The organism is Clostridium sp. ZS2-4 (assembly GCF_026719745.1).
Classification (GTDB): domain Bacteria; phylum Bacillota; class Clostridia; order Clostridiales; family Clostridiaceae; genus Clostridium_H.
In genome coordinates this window covers 1-16,991 of record NZ_JAPPRQ010000022.1, presented here as the reverse complement: position 1 = coordinate 16,991, position 16,991 = coordinate 1, and the positions used below count along the sequence as shown (strand labels likewise).

Genomic DNA, 16,991 nt, shown 5'->3' with positions numbered 1-16,991 from the left:
GGAAATCGATATGTCAGATATGTATATAGGACAAGAAAATCAAATATCCTTAAAAGTAGTAGAGGGTGAATCAAAAGATGTTGGATACGCTATAGCAAGAATGGATATAGATGATATGAAAAAGTTAGGCGTAAAGATAGGAGACATCATTTACATATCTGGTAAAAAAGATACTGTGGCTAAACTTTTGCCAATTCATAAAGAATATCGAAGGAAATCAATAATACAGATTGATGGAATAATGAGAGAAAATGCTGGTGTTGGAATTGATGACAAGGTTACTGTAAAAAAAGGTGCATACGCTGAGGCTCATTCTGTAACTTTATCGCCAATAATGAAAGACAATGATATAGATAATAGTTGGGATGTTGAATATATAGGCAAATTATTGGAAGGAATACCTGTGATGAAAGGCAACAGGGTACGTACTACACTTTTGGGAACAGGATATATGGATTTTATAGTAACTAAAACAACTCCAGATGGAATTGTGCTTCTATGTTCCAACACAGCATTTGATATTATGAGTACTATTGATGAACGCCAAAGTAAATTCATGGTGGCATATGAGGATATTGGTGGACTTCATAATGAAATTCAGCGAGTGAGGGAAATGATAGAATTACCGCTAAGATATCCTGAAATATTTGAAACAATAGGGATAGATCCACCAAATGGAGTATTACTTTATGGACCACCAGGTACAGGTAAAACTCTAATTGCCCGTGCAGTAGCAACAGAAACAGATGCTCACTTTATAGCAGTAAATGGCCCGGAAATAATTCATAAATTTTATGGAGAGAGCGAGGCAAATTTGAGAAATGTGTTTGAAGAAGCGGCCAGTAGTACACATGCTGTAATATTTATTGATGAAATAGATGCAATTGCACCTAAAAGGACTGAGGTAGCAGGGGAGGTAGAAAAGAGAGTAGTAGGGCAGCTTTTGGCACTTATGGACGGACTAGAAAAACGTAAACATGTGGTGGTTATAGGAGCAACTAATATTCCAGATGCATTAGATCCTGCTCTTCGAAGACCAGGTAGATTTGATAGGGAAATATCTATAAATGTCCCTGATAAGGATGGAAGAACTGAAATTCTGGAGATTCACACCAGAGGGATGCCTTTGGCAGAGGATGTAGATATAGCTAAGCTTGGGGAGATAACTCATGGGTTTGTTGGTGCTGATTTAGAAGAATTATGTCGAGAAGCAGGTATGTTTGCTGTTAGGGAGATACTTCCCCAAATAGATTTTCAACAGAAAGTTATACCATATGAAAAACTACTTATGCTGAAGGTCAGAATGGAACATTTCACTAGAGCTATGGGTGAGGTAGAGCCTTCAGCTATACGAGAGATATTTGTAGAAATTCCAAATATAAGCTGGGATGATATAGGTGGATTAAGTGAGATAAAGGATTCACTGAAAAAAGCAATAGAGTGGCCGCTGAAGTATAAAGAACTTTTTAAACATGTAAAGGCATATCAACCTAAAGGTGTTCTATTAACAGGGCCGCCAGGTACAGGTAAGACGCTTATTGCTAAGGCGGTAGCATCAGAAAATAATGCAAATTTTATATCAGTTAAAGGACCTGAACTTTTTTCAAAATGGATGGGTGAGTCAGAGAAGAGAATAAGGGAAGTCTTCAAAAAGGCTAAGCAGGCAGCCCCTTGTATTATATTTTTTGACGAAATTGATGCATTGTCAAGTGAACGTGCTTTTGATGGTGGTGACTCAGGTGTTAGCCAAAGGGTACTATGTCAGTTGCTTACTGAATTAGACGGAGTAGAAGAATTAAAAGGGGTTGTTGTACTTGCAGCAACTAATAGGATAGATTTAGTAGATCAGGCATTATTACGACAAGGAAGATTTGACCAGATATTTGAAATTTCAGAACCAGATGAGGAGCAAAGATGTGATATATTTAAAATTCATCTGAAAGGAAGGCCTGTTACTGATACTGTTGATGTAGAGGAATTGGTTGTTCATACTAAAGGTTTAGTTGGTTCAGATATTCAAGGAATATGTAACAAGGCTGCCATAAGGGCTATAGATAGATTTTTAAATAGTGGTGAGGATTTTCTAGAACATTTAGTAATTAATTCAGAGGATATGCATTGGGCCATAAATGAGGTAGTGCGAATAAAGCAAACGGCTAGTAAAGGGATTATAAGAAATTTATAGACAAAAGCTATATTCTCGTTTATGAGAATATGGCTTTATATATGTATACCCAGCATGAGCGACAGCTTGGTGCTGAAAGTCCGTTATGGTTGGTGGCAGCACCCAAGCATTAGTAGTTGTTCAATAGATTAAAGTATAAAAGAATAAAACTTCTTAAGAATAAAAATGTACCCCTTAAAGTAGACATAGGTAAGAAAATACCTATATAATACTTTAAGGGGTTATTTTTGTATGAATAAATAATGATAAAACTATAGGTATGGGTAAAAATATCAGTATATAAAATTAATATACATATGAGGAGAATTTATATGAAGTGGGAATTTATAAGGGAAGATTTTTTTAAAAAATATACTTTTGCAGAAGAAGATATTATAAATAATGAAATACAATGGAATGTTTTGAACGATATATATGTTGATTTTAATAATTATAAAGATACTTATGAAGCTCAAGCTGATTTTATAGCAAATACGTTGAGAACACACAATAAGATACATTCAGTAAAATCAAGAGTAAAGAATCCTGAACGTTTAATTGAAAAGATTATTAGGAAAACAAGTGATAGAAAACAAAAATATGGAAAAGATTTTCAATTTTCTGTTGATAATTATAAAGAAGAAATAAATGACTTAATAGGTATTAGAGCAATACATATTTTCAAACAAGATTGGGAAAGTATACATAATTTTATCTTAAATACATGGAAGGTTATTGAAATAACTGCTAATGTAAGAGAAGGTGATGATACTAAAAGGTTTGAAGAATTGAATATTGAAATTCAGTCAAGAAAATCAGGATATCGTTCAGTACATTATCTTGTAGAGTTTTTTCCAACAAATCAAAAGGTCATCGCGGAAATCCAAGTAAGAACAATATTTGAAGAAGGATATGGTGAAATTGATCATCAGCTGAGATATTCCCATAAAGAAATTCCAGAAATATTGGCTTCAAATCTTTTGTTATTTAATCGTATAGCAGGAAGTGCAGATGAAATGGCATCACTCATAAATTTACTTAATAAGAATTGGTGTGAAATGGAACAAAAATATGAGAAAATAATAGCGTCTAAGGATGAAGAGATAAGAAAATTGAAGTCAAAAATACAAAAAGGCTGACTTGAAATAAATTAGCCCTGGTATAATTCCATAATACTAAGGCTAATTTATAGATTTAAATATTGTGCTTTTTATTAAATAGGTTTACATATGATTTCATTAATTTTTGTACCAAGGATATTGTTAGCATGATTAGGTGTAATTATAACTGCAGTATCGGCACCTTCTGATGACCCACCTATAGCTATAACTTGCTCACCATACGGAATTAAGCCTGCATCCAAAGCCATAACTGAGATTTCTACGCAAACTTTAGTTCCTTGTCCAAACATTTTTAAAGTGTAAGCCATTATTTCTACAGGAGATATTCCTCCAAATTTCTGGCTAAGACTTCTTTCTGCACCACTTAAAACATGAGTTGTAGTCAAAACCTTTATATTTGAATCTATAAGTTCTTTATGCATTTCCTCAGACATTTTATTTTTTCCAGGTTCATTAGATCCTTTGGCAAGTGTTACACACATAACATTAATATCCTTAATATTCTTTAAAAGCTTTGCTGTATAACCACTTCCTGAAGCTACCACAATGTTTCTTATATTTCTTTCCTTTGCAGTTTTAACTGCTAGTTCTAAAGTTTTTTCAGTATTAATTTTTCCTGATTCTTTAAAATACATTAATCTGTGCCCCCATTTTCAATTATTATTAGATTAATTATAACACAAACAATGCTTTAAAATATTTATTAGGTATATCTTATTATTCATAATAAGATATACCTAATCAAATAAGCTAGGTGGATAGCTTGTCTAACTACTATCCATCTAGCTTATTATTGTAATGAATAAATTTATACTAAGTTACTATTTAACAAAAACCATATTTCCAATTCTAGCTGTTATAGGCTTGGACCATAACCACTTGTTAGTAGCACTATCATCAAAATAAAATAATGCACCTTTGCTTGGATCAGAGCCATATAAAGCTTCTTTGGCAGCTTTTTTAGCTGTTGTTGTACAAGGTTTATTTATCCAACCATTTGCTACAGGAGTAAATTGATAGTATCCATAACTTTTTTCATAAATTACAGAAGAAATAGTATTTGGAAACTGAGAACTTTTTATTCTATTCAGTACTACTGCTGCCACACCAACTTGTGCACTATAAGGTTGATTTTGTGCTTCAGCGGTAATAAGTCTTGCTAAAAGGTCTAAATCAGCTTCTGTATAGTTTACAATAGGTTTAGGTGTAACTGCAGGAGCACTGGAATTTATTTTAGGCAGATTAAGTATTTGCCCAGGATAAATAACATTGTCCCATTTATTATTTGCTCTTCTTAAATCATATAAGCTTATAGCATATTTTTTAGCAATGAGATATAAACTATCACCACTTTTTACGGTATGTGTATCACAAGGAACTTTTAAAACTTGTCCAGGATAAATAGTAGTTCCATTAAGACTATTGCTTTTCATTATATTGTCAGAGGAAGTGCTGAAAAGTTGTCCTATCTTATATAATGAATCTCCAGAAACTACAGTATAGTCTCCTGCAAAAGCAGGGGTAGATAGTACTGCACTTAAAGTTAAGGCAGTTAAGAAAGTTTTTAATGCTTTGAATTTTGTCATTAGTTTAAATACCTCCATTTTGCCTCCCAGGTTAGTTGTCGGGTTTGGGTTAGAGGTACCCTACTCACAAAGAGATTCACCCCAAAAAAATATCCCCGGTACTTCTTAAGAAGATTCGGCATGATTTATTGATAAACTAGTGACATTTTAACAGAGCATTTAGGAGCATGTCCATGTTAAACTTTTGGTAGTCAAGATTAAAAACGGCTTATTTAATAATAATTTCTTAAATAAGCAAATTTCATAATAAAATTATTTAATATTAGAACCTATCTTCATTATTTCCTAAATTCTAAAATTCTTAAATTCCAGAATTCTTAATGTTTTTAAGTTTTTATTTGCATAGTTCCGATTTTAGTAGCATTGGTATATTGTGTAATATTATATACTGCTAAGTTTTAGTTGTCTTAAGTATAGTTTCTTCGGTTTTGAAGAAATTAGAAAAGCATGATGCATATGATTTATTCAGAGTAGCAGTATCTGTTGGATTGTAAGAGTCCAATAAAGCCTTTTGTGCTTTTGTGATTTTATTTGCTGAAGATGTCTTAATTGCTGTTTTATTAGACGGAGTTTTGGCGCTTGCAGTGGCTGTGTGTTATCGGTGTAGCACATAGTGTTATTGTTAATATTAGTGATGCTAATTTTTTATTATACATAATAAACCCTCCTTGTACATAGTAGTTGGACTTTTAAAACTAGTTTTGTTATCTATAGAGTAAACTCTATAATCTCTACTTTGCTTTTATACAATCTTCTGTACAGTGGATTGTATAAATAATCTTTAATTTTAACTTTTTTACAGTTATGGATTAATCATCAAAAATATTATACCATCAAACAAATAAATTTTGAATGTGAGGTACAGAATTGAAATTATTTCTGTAAAATAACTCTAGGTATTAGATGCTTAGGGTTATTTTTATGGTAAATATAAAGTTATTTGTAATAATAAGTATTAATATGATATAATTTGATACACATGCAGCATAGATTATTTAATACACCTAAAATCTATTAGGTGTATGTGAGTATGTTTAAAATAGGAGCTTAGATAAATTAAAAACAGTATTTGTAAAAAACGGGGTAAAAGATGGAATGTCTTAAGTACGAGACGTTATGTCTATAATGGGAAGTCTAAAATGAACAAATCAGATATTACTAGAAGTTGTAAAATGAAGTAATAGCTTTAATGTAAAAGTGGGAAAGGTATTGCTTCATTTCATTTATATTGATGATTCGGAAAGAGAGGTATTTATATTGTTAATTTTTATTCCAATACAAAGGCTACATATAGAGCATTCTGTCGTGCTCAAAAATATTACTGTAAGTTCAAATATTGCCGTAAATGAAAGCGACAATATATTCATAAATAATAAGGAGTATTCAATAAGCTTGGTGAATAAATCCAATGTTTTAGATTTATTCAATCAATCCTTTGCAATATACCATATCGATGAGTTAGATACTTATGGAGATCAGATAGAACTAGTAGAGCACTTAATAAAACCCGTGGATTATGCACTGGATAGTTTGAGAGTATCTTTGAATAGTTTTACCTTTCATGAACAAGTAATAGGAACACCAGGATTTTATGAAGGAAATAAAGTAGCAGTAGTATTAAGTGATAATTTTGAATCTTATAAAATTATCAAGGGTAAAGAAGTTTACTATGAATTATCAGAAGGAATCGGATGTGATGCTACTGGATTCTATACGGATGAAAATGACATTTTATTATCTTTTAGAGAAGATGAGGTTTATGTTAAGTATAGAAATATTTTACATAGACTTTTTAAGGCAATACAGATTTATGATGCAAATACTTGCTTTGCATATTTGTTTTCAACAATTGAAGGGCTAGACTGTAGCACCTCACATAATTTCCAAGCTAAAAAGATACGAATTCTATCTTTCATTGTCGAAAATCAAAATGAATTTGATATCCTTTCGCAACAATTTTATTTTTACTCCAAAACAGTTCGTACTCAGATAATCCATGCAGGAAAATCTTTATATGATATCCTTCCTTGGAAAGAAATATATAATTTACTGGATAATTTATACTTGCTTGTTATTAGATTTTGTATGGCTTCAATTGAATCGGGTGTAACAACTTTTTCTGAACTAAACGAAAAAATATGCGAAAAGTGTAATGAGTTTTTATATTCTTCTCCAAATAGTGATATCGCTATCACTGAAATGCCAGTTACTGTTTTGGGAAAATGTGACTATTTTGCTGAAGTGAATAATTTAAATATAACTACTTGTTTGAAAATTGAAGAAACATTATTTTTGCCAGCTAATAGCAAAGATAGGATTAAAGAGTTTTATGAAGTGTATGAGTATGGCTTAGGACTTTGTATGGCATATGATTTAGATGAAAAAGAACTAGCAGTAGATAGCGATTTCCCAAAATATCATTTGTTTTCAAAATTTAATGTAGAGGAGAAATCATTTACTGTATGGGATGTAGGTGTAATAGTGACGGTTTTATCACGAAATATTAGCATTGATGGTCCTTTCGCAATAATTGAAAATCAATCTTATTGGGAAAGTCCAACTAATGGATTTGACTATTCATTTTACTGTGAATTTTCTGATATTATTTGCAATACTATACAGAAAACATTGAATTATTTAATTTTATCAAGTGATCTAAAAAAAGATACTATATTACCGTCTAAAGTTGGAATCAATGCTACTGGAATCCGAGCAGCGTATATCACTCCTGAAGAGAGTAGCTCAATATACACTCTTCCAGGTCGTGTTTATGGAGAATATATTGAGCCTCATACTCCATTTATTCCATCATTGACTGATTGCTCTGAAACACTCTATAATTGTTTTTTTGGTTCGCGTTCTGATGAGGTGTTTTCTATAAACCGTGATGCTTTAAATAGAATAGCAGAAAGTACTTACTTTCATGATACTAACCAAACCATTATTACTATATTTGATGCTGTGGACATGCTTTACCCAACCACATATGATGGAAATAAGCTCATCAACCGTATTGCAACATTTTGCTGCAATACACAAACAGAAAAAAATATGCTAGTAAATTATTTAAAGGATTTGAGAGGAAATGTAAGAAATCCACTTTTACATGGTGGTAAATCAATCATTGATTTGCAATTAAATGAAGATGATGCTTATACAATTATAAATACAATCAAAAGTATTGTTATAAGATATTGCGAAAATACTTATATGTTAGATATACATACTTTTCAAGAGCTACGTGAGGAAGAAAAAAGTAAAAATAAAATTTTACTAACGCACTCGAACTAACTTCACATTAAGTTTACAATTGGATAGGGTATGTCTATTATTCAAAGAGACACAATAGTAGGTGTCTCTTTGGTTCAGTTAAACATCATTGCAAGGGGGTTAGAGTTTACTGCAGACTGTAATTGATGCTCATCAATATGGGTATAGATTTCAGTTGTTGCAACACTTTCATGACCAAGAATTTGCTGAAGAGATCTAATATCTACTCTACCATATTTGTACATAAGAGTAGCAGCTGTATGGCGAAGTTTGTGTGTTGATATAGATTTTGGGTCAAGTCCCGAAGCAATAACATATTTCTTTACAATAGTTTGAACAGCTCTTGTAGTAATACGACATTTGTTTCTTGATATAAATAAAGCATTGGTATTAACATTAATAGAATTTCTAATTTGCAACCAATCATTGATGGCTTTTTTAGCAGCGGGTGTTAGAAAGATTTTACGTTCTTTATTGCCCTTTCCTATTACAGATAAAATATCATTATTTACTTGATCTATGTTTAAGCTGGCAAGTTCTGATAATCTTAATGCACAGTTAAGAAAAATAGTAATTATGCAGTGATCTCTGGGAGATTTCTTACATTCAAGTAACAAGCGAACAGATTCTTCTAAGTTAAGATATTTAGGTATTCGTTTTGGTAATTTTGGGGTTTCTAATTCTTCAGCAATATTATTATCAATGAGATGAGCTTTAGTTTTGAGATATTTCCAGAATTGTCGTATGGATACTATTTTTCTAGCTCTAGTTCCGGGTGAAGAATTTAATGATTTTTTGCAATAAGAAATAAAAGAATATATATCATGCAGAGTAATAGATTTTATGAACTCTAAATCTGCTTCAGCAAAGTTTTCATCAATAATAGGAATATTACGTAAGTTCATAATATAGTTGAAAAACATAAGTAAATCAGTACGATATTCTTTAACTGTATTATCAGCACGGCCGTTAATAACAACAAGGTAACTTAGATATTGTTCAACTAATGGACAAGTTGTGTTAGATTGCATATAATCACCTCTTGTCTGTATTATTTACATATTTAAGCAATTATAAACAAATGTATATAACTGGAAGTTCGATGCTCAGCATAACAGGATATTACTCATATAAATCAGGTGGAAAGTATGAAAGAAAGTACTATCAATAATGAGGAATTATTATTCAGTATTGAACAAAACATTGAGCAAACCTTTCCTAATTTAACTGATAAGGCAAAAGAGCTGCTTAGGACTGCTAATTATCTATAATGATTTACACAAAGATGCAATGATTGATTTTGCCCCTATTATTGTTGGGTACTCTAAGATTGTAGAGGTGCAATTGAGACATAAACTTCAAGGGATTTTAACTAGCCGTGAAAGGATGCTTGGGCAGATATTAGGTAAAATATATGATGATAATATTGTTCCTTTTTATGATAAGTTAGAGGACCTAAGAACTGTAAATAACCTTAGGAAAAGTAGTGCACATACTGGAGTATTAGATTTATATGAAGCAGATAAAATAAGATGTATGCTTTTTGAAGACGGATTACTTGGTTCGATAATATAAGTGTGTTATTTATGAATTCAAGTTGTTACATTTGGGTGACTTGTCTGATCGGGTTAAACTATTTAATATTATCTATTAAAATTAAACAGTTTAATGTCGTGAAACTGTAATTAGACAATATAGTAAGATACATAATAGAAAGGATGAAGAGAAATGTTTGATATAAATTACTTAATGAAAACACCTGAGGATGAAAGTGTTAAAATTTGGAGATATATGAGTTTAAAGAAGTTTGAATCGCTATTAAAAGAGCAAGCTCTATATTTTTGTAATTCAAAGTCGTTTAAGGATAATCATGAAGGTTCGTATTGCAGAAAGAACTTGCATACAGAGGTTTATATGGACGGTTTGGGAATACTAGATAATTACACAGATAAGCATAGAGCACAAAACCAGATTTACAGAGAGAATGTCCATATTAATTGCTGGCATATGAATGAACATGAAAATATGGGTATGTGGGAAAACTATATAAGCGATGAATCTGGGGTTGCAATTCAGTCGACATACAAAAGGTACGGTGAAGCTGTAATGGACGATACTCGTCGTATGGTTTTTATGGGGATTGTACAGTACAAAAACTATGAGGAAGACTCTATACAGTATGACGAAGGTCTGTGGGGGCCTTTTCTAACAAAAAGAGAAGAATTTAAATACGAACAAGAAATAAGAGGCGTTTACTTGTTAAGCAATAACAAAATTGATGATGAAACTCAAACAAAAGGTGGGTTTGTTAGTACGGATGTCGAGACTTTAATTGAAAATGTATTTTTATATCCAAATGCTTCTGCCGATTTTAGAAAAATTGTAGAAAACATGGTTAAGAAGTATGGCTTCGAGTTGAATATTTTAGATTCAAAGCTTAGCTCTGAGCCTATTTTTTAATGGCAGTTAATATCTAATTAAATATATACTGAATGTCTATAATCTTTAGATAAATAGTAATTTTAGAGGGTGAATTTATATATGGTAGTAGAATTTGATTTTAGTAAATTGAAAAATGTGTATATTGCAACTTTGGAATCTTTAGATAAAGCATTAGCATTTGATTTGAAAGTAGGTAGAGGTAGATTTTTATTTATGATGTTTTTATCAGAAGAAGATAAAGAATCTAAAGATATATTATTTTTATATATGAGAAATACAAGAATTATGAGAAGAATTAAATTGTATGGAAATCATATAATGGGTACATTTAAAGCCTATATAAATGAGGATGTGCAAAATTGCCTTATTCAAGAATTACAGTTAGAACATACAGGTAGAAGTTTTAATTTTATGAATTTCCTTTGTCAAATCAATGAGGCTATTCCACAAGAAATTAATATAGATGATAAAATAAAAACCTTAAGAGATAATTGCAGTATTATTAGAACATTAAATGTTATTGATGAATCTGATAAAACAGTATTAATAGGAGAAAGAAAATTGTCTGTAGGTACTCCGCAAGATAAAACACTTAGAAAACTGTATATGTATACAAATTCAATTATAGAAGATATTACTGAACTTATTAGATTATTAAAGAAAATGAATATGACAGTTGCTTGGACAACAGAAGAAAATAGATATAGAGAACCTGACATTAGAAGAATGATTGAGAATTTGAAATAAAAAGTGTTACTATGATTATTATCTAAATTAATTGATTTGCAAAATAGTAATTTAGAGGGGGATAACTATGTTTGATTATTGTTCAAATTGTGAAACTGGAGAATGTGAATATCCTGAAGTAGAATATTTTATCGATAATCTAAATAAGAAAAGAGATTGCAAGTATAAATTTATTGGTTGCCCAGATAAGAAGAAAGAAAAAGGTGTGCATTGTACAGCTGATTTGCAATACTATGATAATGTGAGTGGAGACATATTAACAATAGAAGTTAAAAGAGTCTTATATGGATTTGAAGAAGATGATAAGAAAGAAAAAGAGATTATTGCTTTGATGTATGGTATGTTTAAAATTTACAATATTGTAAATGACGTTTTATGTGAACTACCAGATAATGTTTATAATGAATTGTCGCAAAACTATAAGATTGAAATACCAGCTTCACAGTTATATAAGCATGAACACAACAAGTTTAGAGAAGAGTTTTTTGAGTATCTTTCGAAAGTTGATATAGATAACATGAATGTATTGGGCGATTTTAGCTTTAAAAGAAAAGAAAACGTAATTAAGATAAAAATTATTAAGTTGTCAAACGATGAAAAGTTTAAATTTAAAAATACTGGAAGTGGAGTTTTATTTCAATTTCCTGCAAAATTTTCATCGCAGGGAGGAATGACTATTGATGAAGCTCAAAAACAAGCTTATGATTTTGAAAAATTTTTTACAAAAATTATAAAAGGTTTAGAAAAGGCAGAGAATAGTTTTGAAGGGATTGAAAAAAATAGAATTGTTTTAGAAGTTATTGTTATGAAATATGGAATGGAAGTATTTTGGGAAGTTCCGTGTTTTAGTGGTGGTAGAAAATTTCTTTCTGTGGTAAAAGAAATTTTAAAAAATAATAGAGATGATTTAGCTGATAGATTTGATATTTTTGATAATGCTTATTTGTTGTTTAATGATGGTGATAAAACGAAAATGTTAACTATAATTTAAATATTGATTATATAAATAAGGGTAAGTTAATTGTATTTTAGAAATATCAAAGTGGCAAGTAAAGAATATCAATAATGAAATAAATTTTTAAATATGCTTCAAATTGTAAAAAGGCAAAAAACTTTGATTATTAAGAAATTTTACAGTTAAAATAAATTAAAAGTGAAATTGATAGCATAGAAATTAAATTAGATGCAAGCATTTTGCTGGGAAGTAAATCAGAGGTAGAAATTTATTGGACCTATTAGATGAAGAGGCTAAGGTAAGATTTAAAGCGTTTCCAATACATTATTTTATAAAGCTTGGATGAATAACATTATTTGATAAATTACAATTTGTATGATTGAAGAAAACTAGCTTAATGTATGGTTTAGGTAATTCATATTTTTAAAAATTTGTAACATTATCCGTATTGGAAATGTAGATATCTATATTTATTAACTACCCATTATTCATACAATTGGACAGGTTATGTCTATTGTTCAAAGAGACACAATAGTAGGTGTCTCTTTGGTTCAGTTAAACATCATTGCGAGGGGGTTAGAGTTTACTGCAGATTGTAATTGATGCTCATCAATATGGGTATAGATTTCTGTTGTAGCAATACTTTCATGACCTAGAATTTGCTGAAGAGAACGAATATCTACTCTACCATATTTATACATAAGAGTAGCTGCTGTATGACGAAGCTTGTGTGTGGATATAGATTTTGGGTCAAGTCCAGAAGAAATAACATATTTTTTTACAATATTTTGAATAGCTCTTGTAGTAATACGGTTATTATTTCTAGATATAAATAAAGCATTGGTATTAACGTTAATTGAATTTCTAATATATAACCAATCATTAATAGCTTTTTTAGCAGCGGGTGTTAGAAAGATTTTACGTTCTTTATTACCTTTTCCGACTACAGATAAAATATCATTATTTACTTGATCAATGTTTAGGATGGCAAGCTCAGATAATCTTAATGCACAATTAAGAAAAATAGTAATTATGCAGTGATCTCTGGGAGATTTCTTACATTCAAGTAACAAGCAAACAGATTCTTCTAAGTTAAGATATTTAGGTATTCGTTTTGGTAATTTGGGAGTTTCTAATTCTTCAGCAATATTATTATCAATGAGATGAGCTTTAGTTTTGAGATATTTCCAGAATTGACGTATGGATACTATTTTTCTTGCTCTAGTTCCAGATGAAGAATTTAATGTCTTTTTATAATAAGAAATAAAAGAATACATATTATGAAGAGTAATAGATTTTATAAATTCTAAATCTGCTTTAGCAAAGTTTTCATCAATAATAGGAATATTACGTAAGTTCATAATATAGTTGAAAAACATAAGTAAATCAGTACGATATTCTTTAATTGTATTATCGGAACGACCTTTAATAACAACAAGGTAACCTAGATATTGTTCAACTAATTGACAAGTTGTGTTAGATTGCATATAATCACCTCTTGTCTGTATTATTTACAAATTTAAGCAATTATAAACAAATGTTTATAATAGGCATTTGAAAAAATGAACACTTAATTCATGAGTATCGGAAATACCGTAGTTAAGTGACATTAAAGTCTGATATCGAAAGGGGAAGTATATGAAAATACGAAAGTATTTATCAGAATTTGGATTAAATGTTTTTACTAGTTATAAGACGATTATTCCAGTTGAACATCTTAATATTATTAAGGATGGACATGATTATCATATATATAGTATTATGTCATGTCCAAAAGTGAGATTTGTAAAGGACTCTTATAAGTCTAGTGAAGAAGGCATAAGTTTAACTCTAGAAAAACAGATAAAAGATTCAGTTGAGACAATTGAGATTCAACACTTAGTTCTTGATGCAAATCTAGACCATACAAAGTTAAGTCTAGATTGTCCTTATCCTTACAACAATTTGAAAGTTGAAATTAATGATAATGAATGGCTGAACACCTTTGGGCGTGATCTAAAAAGTAATACGTTTTCAATTGAAGCCCAGGGAGTGTTAAATATATCTGGTCCTACAAGGAATTGGGAATTTGAAATATTGTATATTGGACAGGCATTCGGTAAAGATGGGGAACGTATAGCTACAGATAGATTGAAATCACATTCAACGTTGCAAAAGATATTGACAGATTATTATAGTTCACATCCAGATAAGCAACTATATATATTCCTATTTGAATTTTCACCACAACTACAGATGAACTTTGATGGTATAACTGGGATATACACTGCTACACAGGAAGAAGAAGATAGTCATTTCAACGGCGTAATGAGTAATCCATTAAAGTATAATCAGATAATTAATATCATAGAGGCAGCAATGATTAATTATTTTAAGCCACCATATAACGTCAACTTTGTTGAGAATTTTCCTAATGAAGAACATAAAGGTTATAGTCAATACTATGATCTAGATTATAATAGTTTGGTAGTAGAAATTGACTTAGAATTTCATGGAAATTTTTACGTTCAACTTTATTCAGAAACTAATCGAATTAATAGTTCTTTTGATTTTATTCGATATGATTTGTTTAATGATCCAAATAGAAAGAGTATGTATGATATTTTCAAGGCTAATGGAAAGAGGGACTACATATAACATAACTTCGTAAATACGAAACATTAGTACAATTTGAATTTGTAATTATCCATATATACCCATTAAGCTAATAACAAGATGTTAAAGTATATAAAGATTTTATTTAAAAAGCACCGTAAATATAAATAACTTCCAAGTAAAGATTGTTCATATAATCTTTAGACAAATAGTAATTTGAAGGGGAGAGAAAAATGGTTTTATTAGTCGTTGATACACAAAAGTTAATAACAAACGAAAAATTATATAAATTTAATATGTTTGTATCTAATGTTAAAAAAATAATACATGAGGCTAGGGAAAATAATATTGAAGTAATATATGTACGTCATGATGATGGTATAGGAAGTGAATTAACAAAAGGAACAGATGGATTTGAAATATATGAAAAATTTCAACCAATCAATGAAGAAAAAATATTTGATAAAGAGGTTAATAGTGCTTTCAAAGGGACTGGTTTATTAGAATATTTAATAGGTAAAGGTGAAAAAGATATAATTATTGTAGGGCTTCAAACAGATTATTGTATTGATGCTACTATAAAATGTGGATTTGAGCATGGATTTAATATTATAGTTCCAGCGTATGCAAATACAACAGTTAATAATAAGTTTATGTCTTCAGAGCAAAGTTACAAATACTACAATGAATTTATGTGGAATTGTAGATATGCAGAATGTATTTCACTGGATGAAACACTTAAAAGAATGAAATAGTTAAATTCCAATTTGTCTTATTGAACAAAACTAACATAATGTATGGTTTAGTTAATTCATATTTTTTCAAATATGCTATATTATCCAAATTGAGGTGTAGATAATATCTATAGTTATTAACTTCACATTATCCATATAATAGGAAGCTATAAAAAGCAACATTTATTTCATGAGTATAGGGAGCAACTTAGTTATAGAAAATAGCAATATCAAGACTACTCTTTAAAGCTTCCAAACTAAATATACAAAGGAGAATTCACAATATGGAACAAGAACATAAATCAGTACAAGAAATGTGGAAAAATTATTTAGCGTCTATAGGTGAGAATATTAATAATACTAATAAAAATTACACTTCATGGTATTTTTGTGATAATGAAAAAAGTGCTAATGATTTAGCAAAATTAGTTAGAGAAGGAATCAAAAGAGGAACAACATCTCTTTATTATTGGTATGAATTAGAAAATGAAGAACTACCTACAGAAGATAATTATAGTATTATTACTGACTGGAATGGAATAGTTCAATGTATTATAAGAACTAAAAAGGTGACTGTACGTCCTTTTAAAGATGTAAATGAAGAATTTGCAAAAATAGAGGGTGAAGGGGATAAGTCGCTAAAGTATTGGAGAGAAGTACATGTACATTTTTTCACTAAAGAATTAGAAGAGGAAGAAAAAGAATTTTCGGAAGATATGTTAGTAGTATGTCAAGAGTTTGAAGTGGTATATAAATAATTAACATACCTATGTGAAAGCCTTAAATACGGCTTACATAAAACAATTTGCTGGAAATATACTAAATATTACATAAAACAGAACTAAATAAAACACGGCTCTAAAGAGTTAACACTTTAGAGCTGTGTTTTATTATTTTGCAATTCAAATACTTTTAAGGAATAATATGTTATAATTTAAAGCGGACTGATTACTGATTAGAGAGGAAGAAGTATGGATTATATTCAGTATGTTTTAAAAATCTTAAGTGTTTTATTTATATATATAGTAATTATAAAAATTTATATGGTAGTAGCAAACTATGTAGGTGAAAAATTAGGGATTGGAAAATTTTTTATATATCTATGCAAAAAAATAAAGAAAAAATAAATTAGTATTTAATTGTTTGTAAAGAATATACAATGCTTTATTTGAATTTATTTACAGAGTGACTATTGTAATAAAAAGCAATAATATATTATTAATAGGAATGTTTTAAATATATTACTTTGATAATTACCTAAGTTTCGTACAAACAAAACTTTATTAGTTTCCATATTATAGTTTCCAAAAAATAAATAGTGGATAATACCAAGCCTTGAAGTATAATTTTCTTACCACAAAAAAATTAAGAAAGGCA

At 29.7% G+C, this 16,991-nt stretch carries 16 protein-coding genes and 1 riboswitch; of the genes, 12 read left to right on the top strand and 4 right to left on the bottom strand.

Features of this window, described 5'->3' with window-relative positions:
• Nucleotides 1-10 precede the first annotated feature (10 nt).
• A complete protein-coding gene (locus OIO11_RS04140) occupies nt 11-2,185 on the top strand; it encodes a CDC48 family AAA ATPase (protein WP_268070105.1) in 2,175 nt (724 codons plus the stop codon).
• Between the two features lie 311 nt (nt 2,186-2,496).
• The gene (locus tag OIO11_RS04135) at nt 2,497-3,303 is read left to right on the top strand and encodes a RelA/SpoT domain-containing protein (RefSeq protein ID WP_268070104.1); all 807 of its coding nucleotides are present in this window, start codon (nt 2,497-2,499) and stop codon (nt 3,301-3,303) included.
• Between the two features lie 74 nt (nt 3,304-3,377).
• On the opposite strand, the gene OIO11_RS04130 is transcribed toward OIO11_RS04135, so the two are convergent.
• Both OIO11_RS04130 and OIO11_RS04125 read right to left on the bottom strand, forming a co-directional pair.
• Nucleotides 3,378-3,920: a pyruvate kinase alpha/beta domain-containing protein gene (locus OIO11_RS04130; protein ID WP_268070103.1), complete on the bottom strand. Its 543-nt coding sequence runs from the start codon at nt 3,918-3,920 to the stop codon at nt 3,378-3,380.
• Between the two features lie 186 nt (nt 3,921-4,106).
• A complete protein-coding gene (locus OIO11_RS04125) occupies nt 4,107-4,871 on the bottom strand; it encodes a cell wall hydrolase (protein WP_268070132.1) in 765 nt (254 codons plus the stop codon).
• 5 nt (nt 4,872-4,876) lie between these two features.
• A riboswitch (cyclic di-AMP (ydaO/yuaA leader) is annotated at nt 4,877-5,002 on the bottom strand.
• A 1,066-nt stretch (nt 5,003-6,068) separates the two neighbouring features.
• On the opposite strand from OIO11_RS04125, the gene OIO11_RS04120 reads away from it, so the two are divergent.
• Entirely contained in the window at nt 6,069-8,162 is a 2,094-nt protein-coding gene (locus OIO11_RS04120; RefSeq protein WP_268070102.1) for a hypothetical protein, read from the top strand.
• A 74-nt stretch (nt 8,163-8,236) separates the two neighbouring features.
• On the opposite strand, the gene OIO11_RS04115 is transcribed toward OIO11_RS04120, so the two are convergent.
• Entirely contained in the window at nt 8,237-9,172 is a 936-nt protein-coding gene (locus OIO11_RS04115; RefSeq protein WP_268070101.1) for a tyrosine recombinase XerC, read from the bottom strand.
• A 117-nt stretch (nt 9,173-9,289) separates the two neighbouring features.
• Between OIO11_RS04115 and OIO11_RS04110 the strand changes: the two genes are divergently transcribed.
• From OIO11_RS04110 to OIO11_RS04090, 5 genes are all read left to right on the top strand, one after another.
• Nucleotides 9,290-9,412: a hypothetical protein gene (locus OIO11_RS04110; RefSeq protein WP_268070100.1), complete on the top strand. Its 123-nt coding sequence runs from the start codon at nt 9,290-9,292 to the stop codon at nt 9,410-9,412.
• A gap of 19 nt (nt 9,413-9,431) precedes the next feature.
• On the top strand, nt 9,432-9,716 hold the full coding sequence (locus OIO11_RS04105) for a hypothetical protein (protein WP_268070099.1): 285 nt from the start codon (nt 9,432-9,434) through the stop codon (nt 9,714-9,716).
• A 153-nt stretch (nt 9,717-9,869) separates the two neighbouring features.
• Nucleotides 9,870-10,601, top strand: coding sequence for a hypothetical protein (locus OIO11_RS04100; protein ID WP_268070098.1), 732 nt, complete (start codon nt 9,870-9,872; stop codon nt 10,599-10,601).
• Nucleotides 10,602-10,682: 81 nt separating this feature from the next.
• Nucleotides 10,683-11,330, top strand: coding sequence for a hypothetical protein (locus OIO11_RS04095; RefSeq protein ID WP_268070097.1), 648 nt, complete (start codon nt 10,683-10,685; stop codon nt 11,328-11,330).
• Between the two features lie 67 nt (nt 11,331-11,397).
• A complete protein-coding gene (locus OIO11_RS04090) occupies nt 11,398-12,321 on the top strand; it encodes a hypothetical protein (RefSeq protein WP_268070096.1) in 924 nt (307 codons plus the stop codon).
• 515 nt (nt 12,322-12,836) lie between these two features.
• Here OIO11_RS04090 and OIO11_RS04085 read toward each other — a convergent pair.
• Nucleotides 12,837-13,772, bottom strand: coding sequence for a tyrosine recombinase XerC (locus OIO11_RS04085; RefSeq protein WP_268070095.1), 936 nt, complete (start codon nt 13,770-13,772; stop codon nt 12,837-12,839).
• 151 nt (nt 13,773-13,923) lie between these two features.
• Between OIO11_RS04085 and OIO11_RS04080 the strand changes: the two genes are divergently transcribed.
• The 4 genes from OIO11_RS04080 to OIO11_RS04065 all read left to right on the top strand — a co-directional run bounded on the left by OIO11_RS04080 (nt 13,924) and on the right by OIO11_RS04065 (nt 16,741).
• The gene (locus tag OIO11_RS04080; RefSeq protein ID WP_268070094.1) at nt 13,924-14,922 is read left to right on the top strand and encodes a hypothetical protein; all 999 of its coding nucleotides are present in this window, start codon (nt 13,924-13,926) and stop codon (nt 14,920-14,922) included.
• A 191-nt stretch (nt 14,923-15,113) separates the two neighbouring features.
• Entirely contained in the window at nt 15,114-15,635 is a 522-nt protein-coding gene (locus OIO11_RS04075) for a cysteine hydrolase family protein (protein WP_268070093.1), read from the top strand.
• 263 nt (nt 15,636-15,898) lie between these two features.
• Nucleotides 15,899-16,372: an ASCH domain-containing protein gene (locus OIO11_RS04070; RefSeq protein WP_268070092.1), complete on the top strand. Its 474-nt coding sequence runs from the start codon at nt 15,899-15,901 to the stop codon at nt 16,370-16,372.
• A 213-nt stretch (nt 16,373-16,585) separates the two neighbouring features.
• Entirely contained in the window at nt 16,586-16,741 is a 156-nt protein-coding gene (locus OIO11_RS04065) for a hypothetical protein (RefSeq protein ID WP_268070091.1), read from the top strand.
• The last annotated feature ends 250 nt before the right edge of the window (nt 16,742-16,991 follow it).

Bases quoted from the DNA above. Each gene is read 5' to 3' on its own strand.
- OIO11_RS04095 (WP_268070097.1), top strand. From the start codon at position 10,683: ATGGTAGTAGAATTTGATTTTAGTAAATTGAAAAATGTGTATATTGCA.
- OIO11_RS04080 (WP_268070094.1), top strand. From the start codon at position 13,924: ATGAAAATACGAAAGTATTTATCAGAATTTGGATTAAATGTTTTTACT.
- OIO11_RS04075 (WP_268070093.1), top strand. From the start codon at position 15,114: ATGGTTTTATTAGTCGTTGATACACAAAAGTTAATAACAAACGAAAAA.
- OIO11_RS04125 (WP_268070132.1), bottom strand. From the start codon at position 4,871: ATGACAAAATTCAAAGCATTAAAAACTTTCTTAACTGCCTTAACTTTA.
- OIO11_RS04065 (WP_268070091.1), top strand. From the start codon at position 16,586: ATGGATTATATTCAGTATGTTTTAAAAATCTTAAGTGTTTTATTTATA.
- OIO11_RS04110 (WP_268070100.1), top strand. From the start codon at position 9,290: ATGAAAGAAAGTACTATCAATAATGAGGAATTATTATTCAGTATTGAA.
- OIO11_RS04140 (WP_268070105.1), top strand. From the start codon at position 11: ATGTCAGATATGTATATAGGACAAGAAAATCAAATATCCTTAAAAGTA.
- OIO11_RS04085 (WP_268070095.1), bottom strand. From the start codon at position 13,772: ATGCAATCTAACACAACTTGTCAATTAGTTGAACAATATCTAGGTTAC.
- OIO11_RS04135 (WP_268070104.1), top strand. From the start codon at position 2,497: ATGAAGTGGGAATTTATAAGGGAAGATTTTTTTAAAAAATATACTTTT.
- OIO11_RS04100 (WP_268070098.1), top strand. From the start codon at position 9,870: ATGTTTGATATAAATTACTTAATGAAAACACCTGAGGATGAAAGTGTT.
- OIO11_RS04105 (WP_268070099.1), top strand. From the start codon at position 9,432: ATGATTGATTTTGCCCCTATTATTGTTGGGTACTCTAAGATTGTAGAG.
- OIO11_RS04090 (WP_268070096.1), top strand. From the start codon at position 11,398: ATGTTTGATTATTGTTCAAATTGTGAAACTGGAGAATGTGAATATCCT.
- OIO11_RS04115 (WP_268070101.1), bottom strand. From the start codon at position 9,172: ATGCAATCTAACACAACTTGTCCATTAGTTGAACAATATCTAAGTTAC.
- OIO11_RS04070 (WP_268070092.1), top strand. From the start codon at position 15,899: ATGGAACAAGAACATAAATCAGTACAAGAAATGTGGAAAAATTATTTA.
- OIO11_RS04130 (WP_268070103.1), bottom strand. From the start codon at position 3,920: ATGTATTTTAAAGAATCAGGAAAAATTAATACTGAAAAAACTTTAGAA.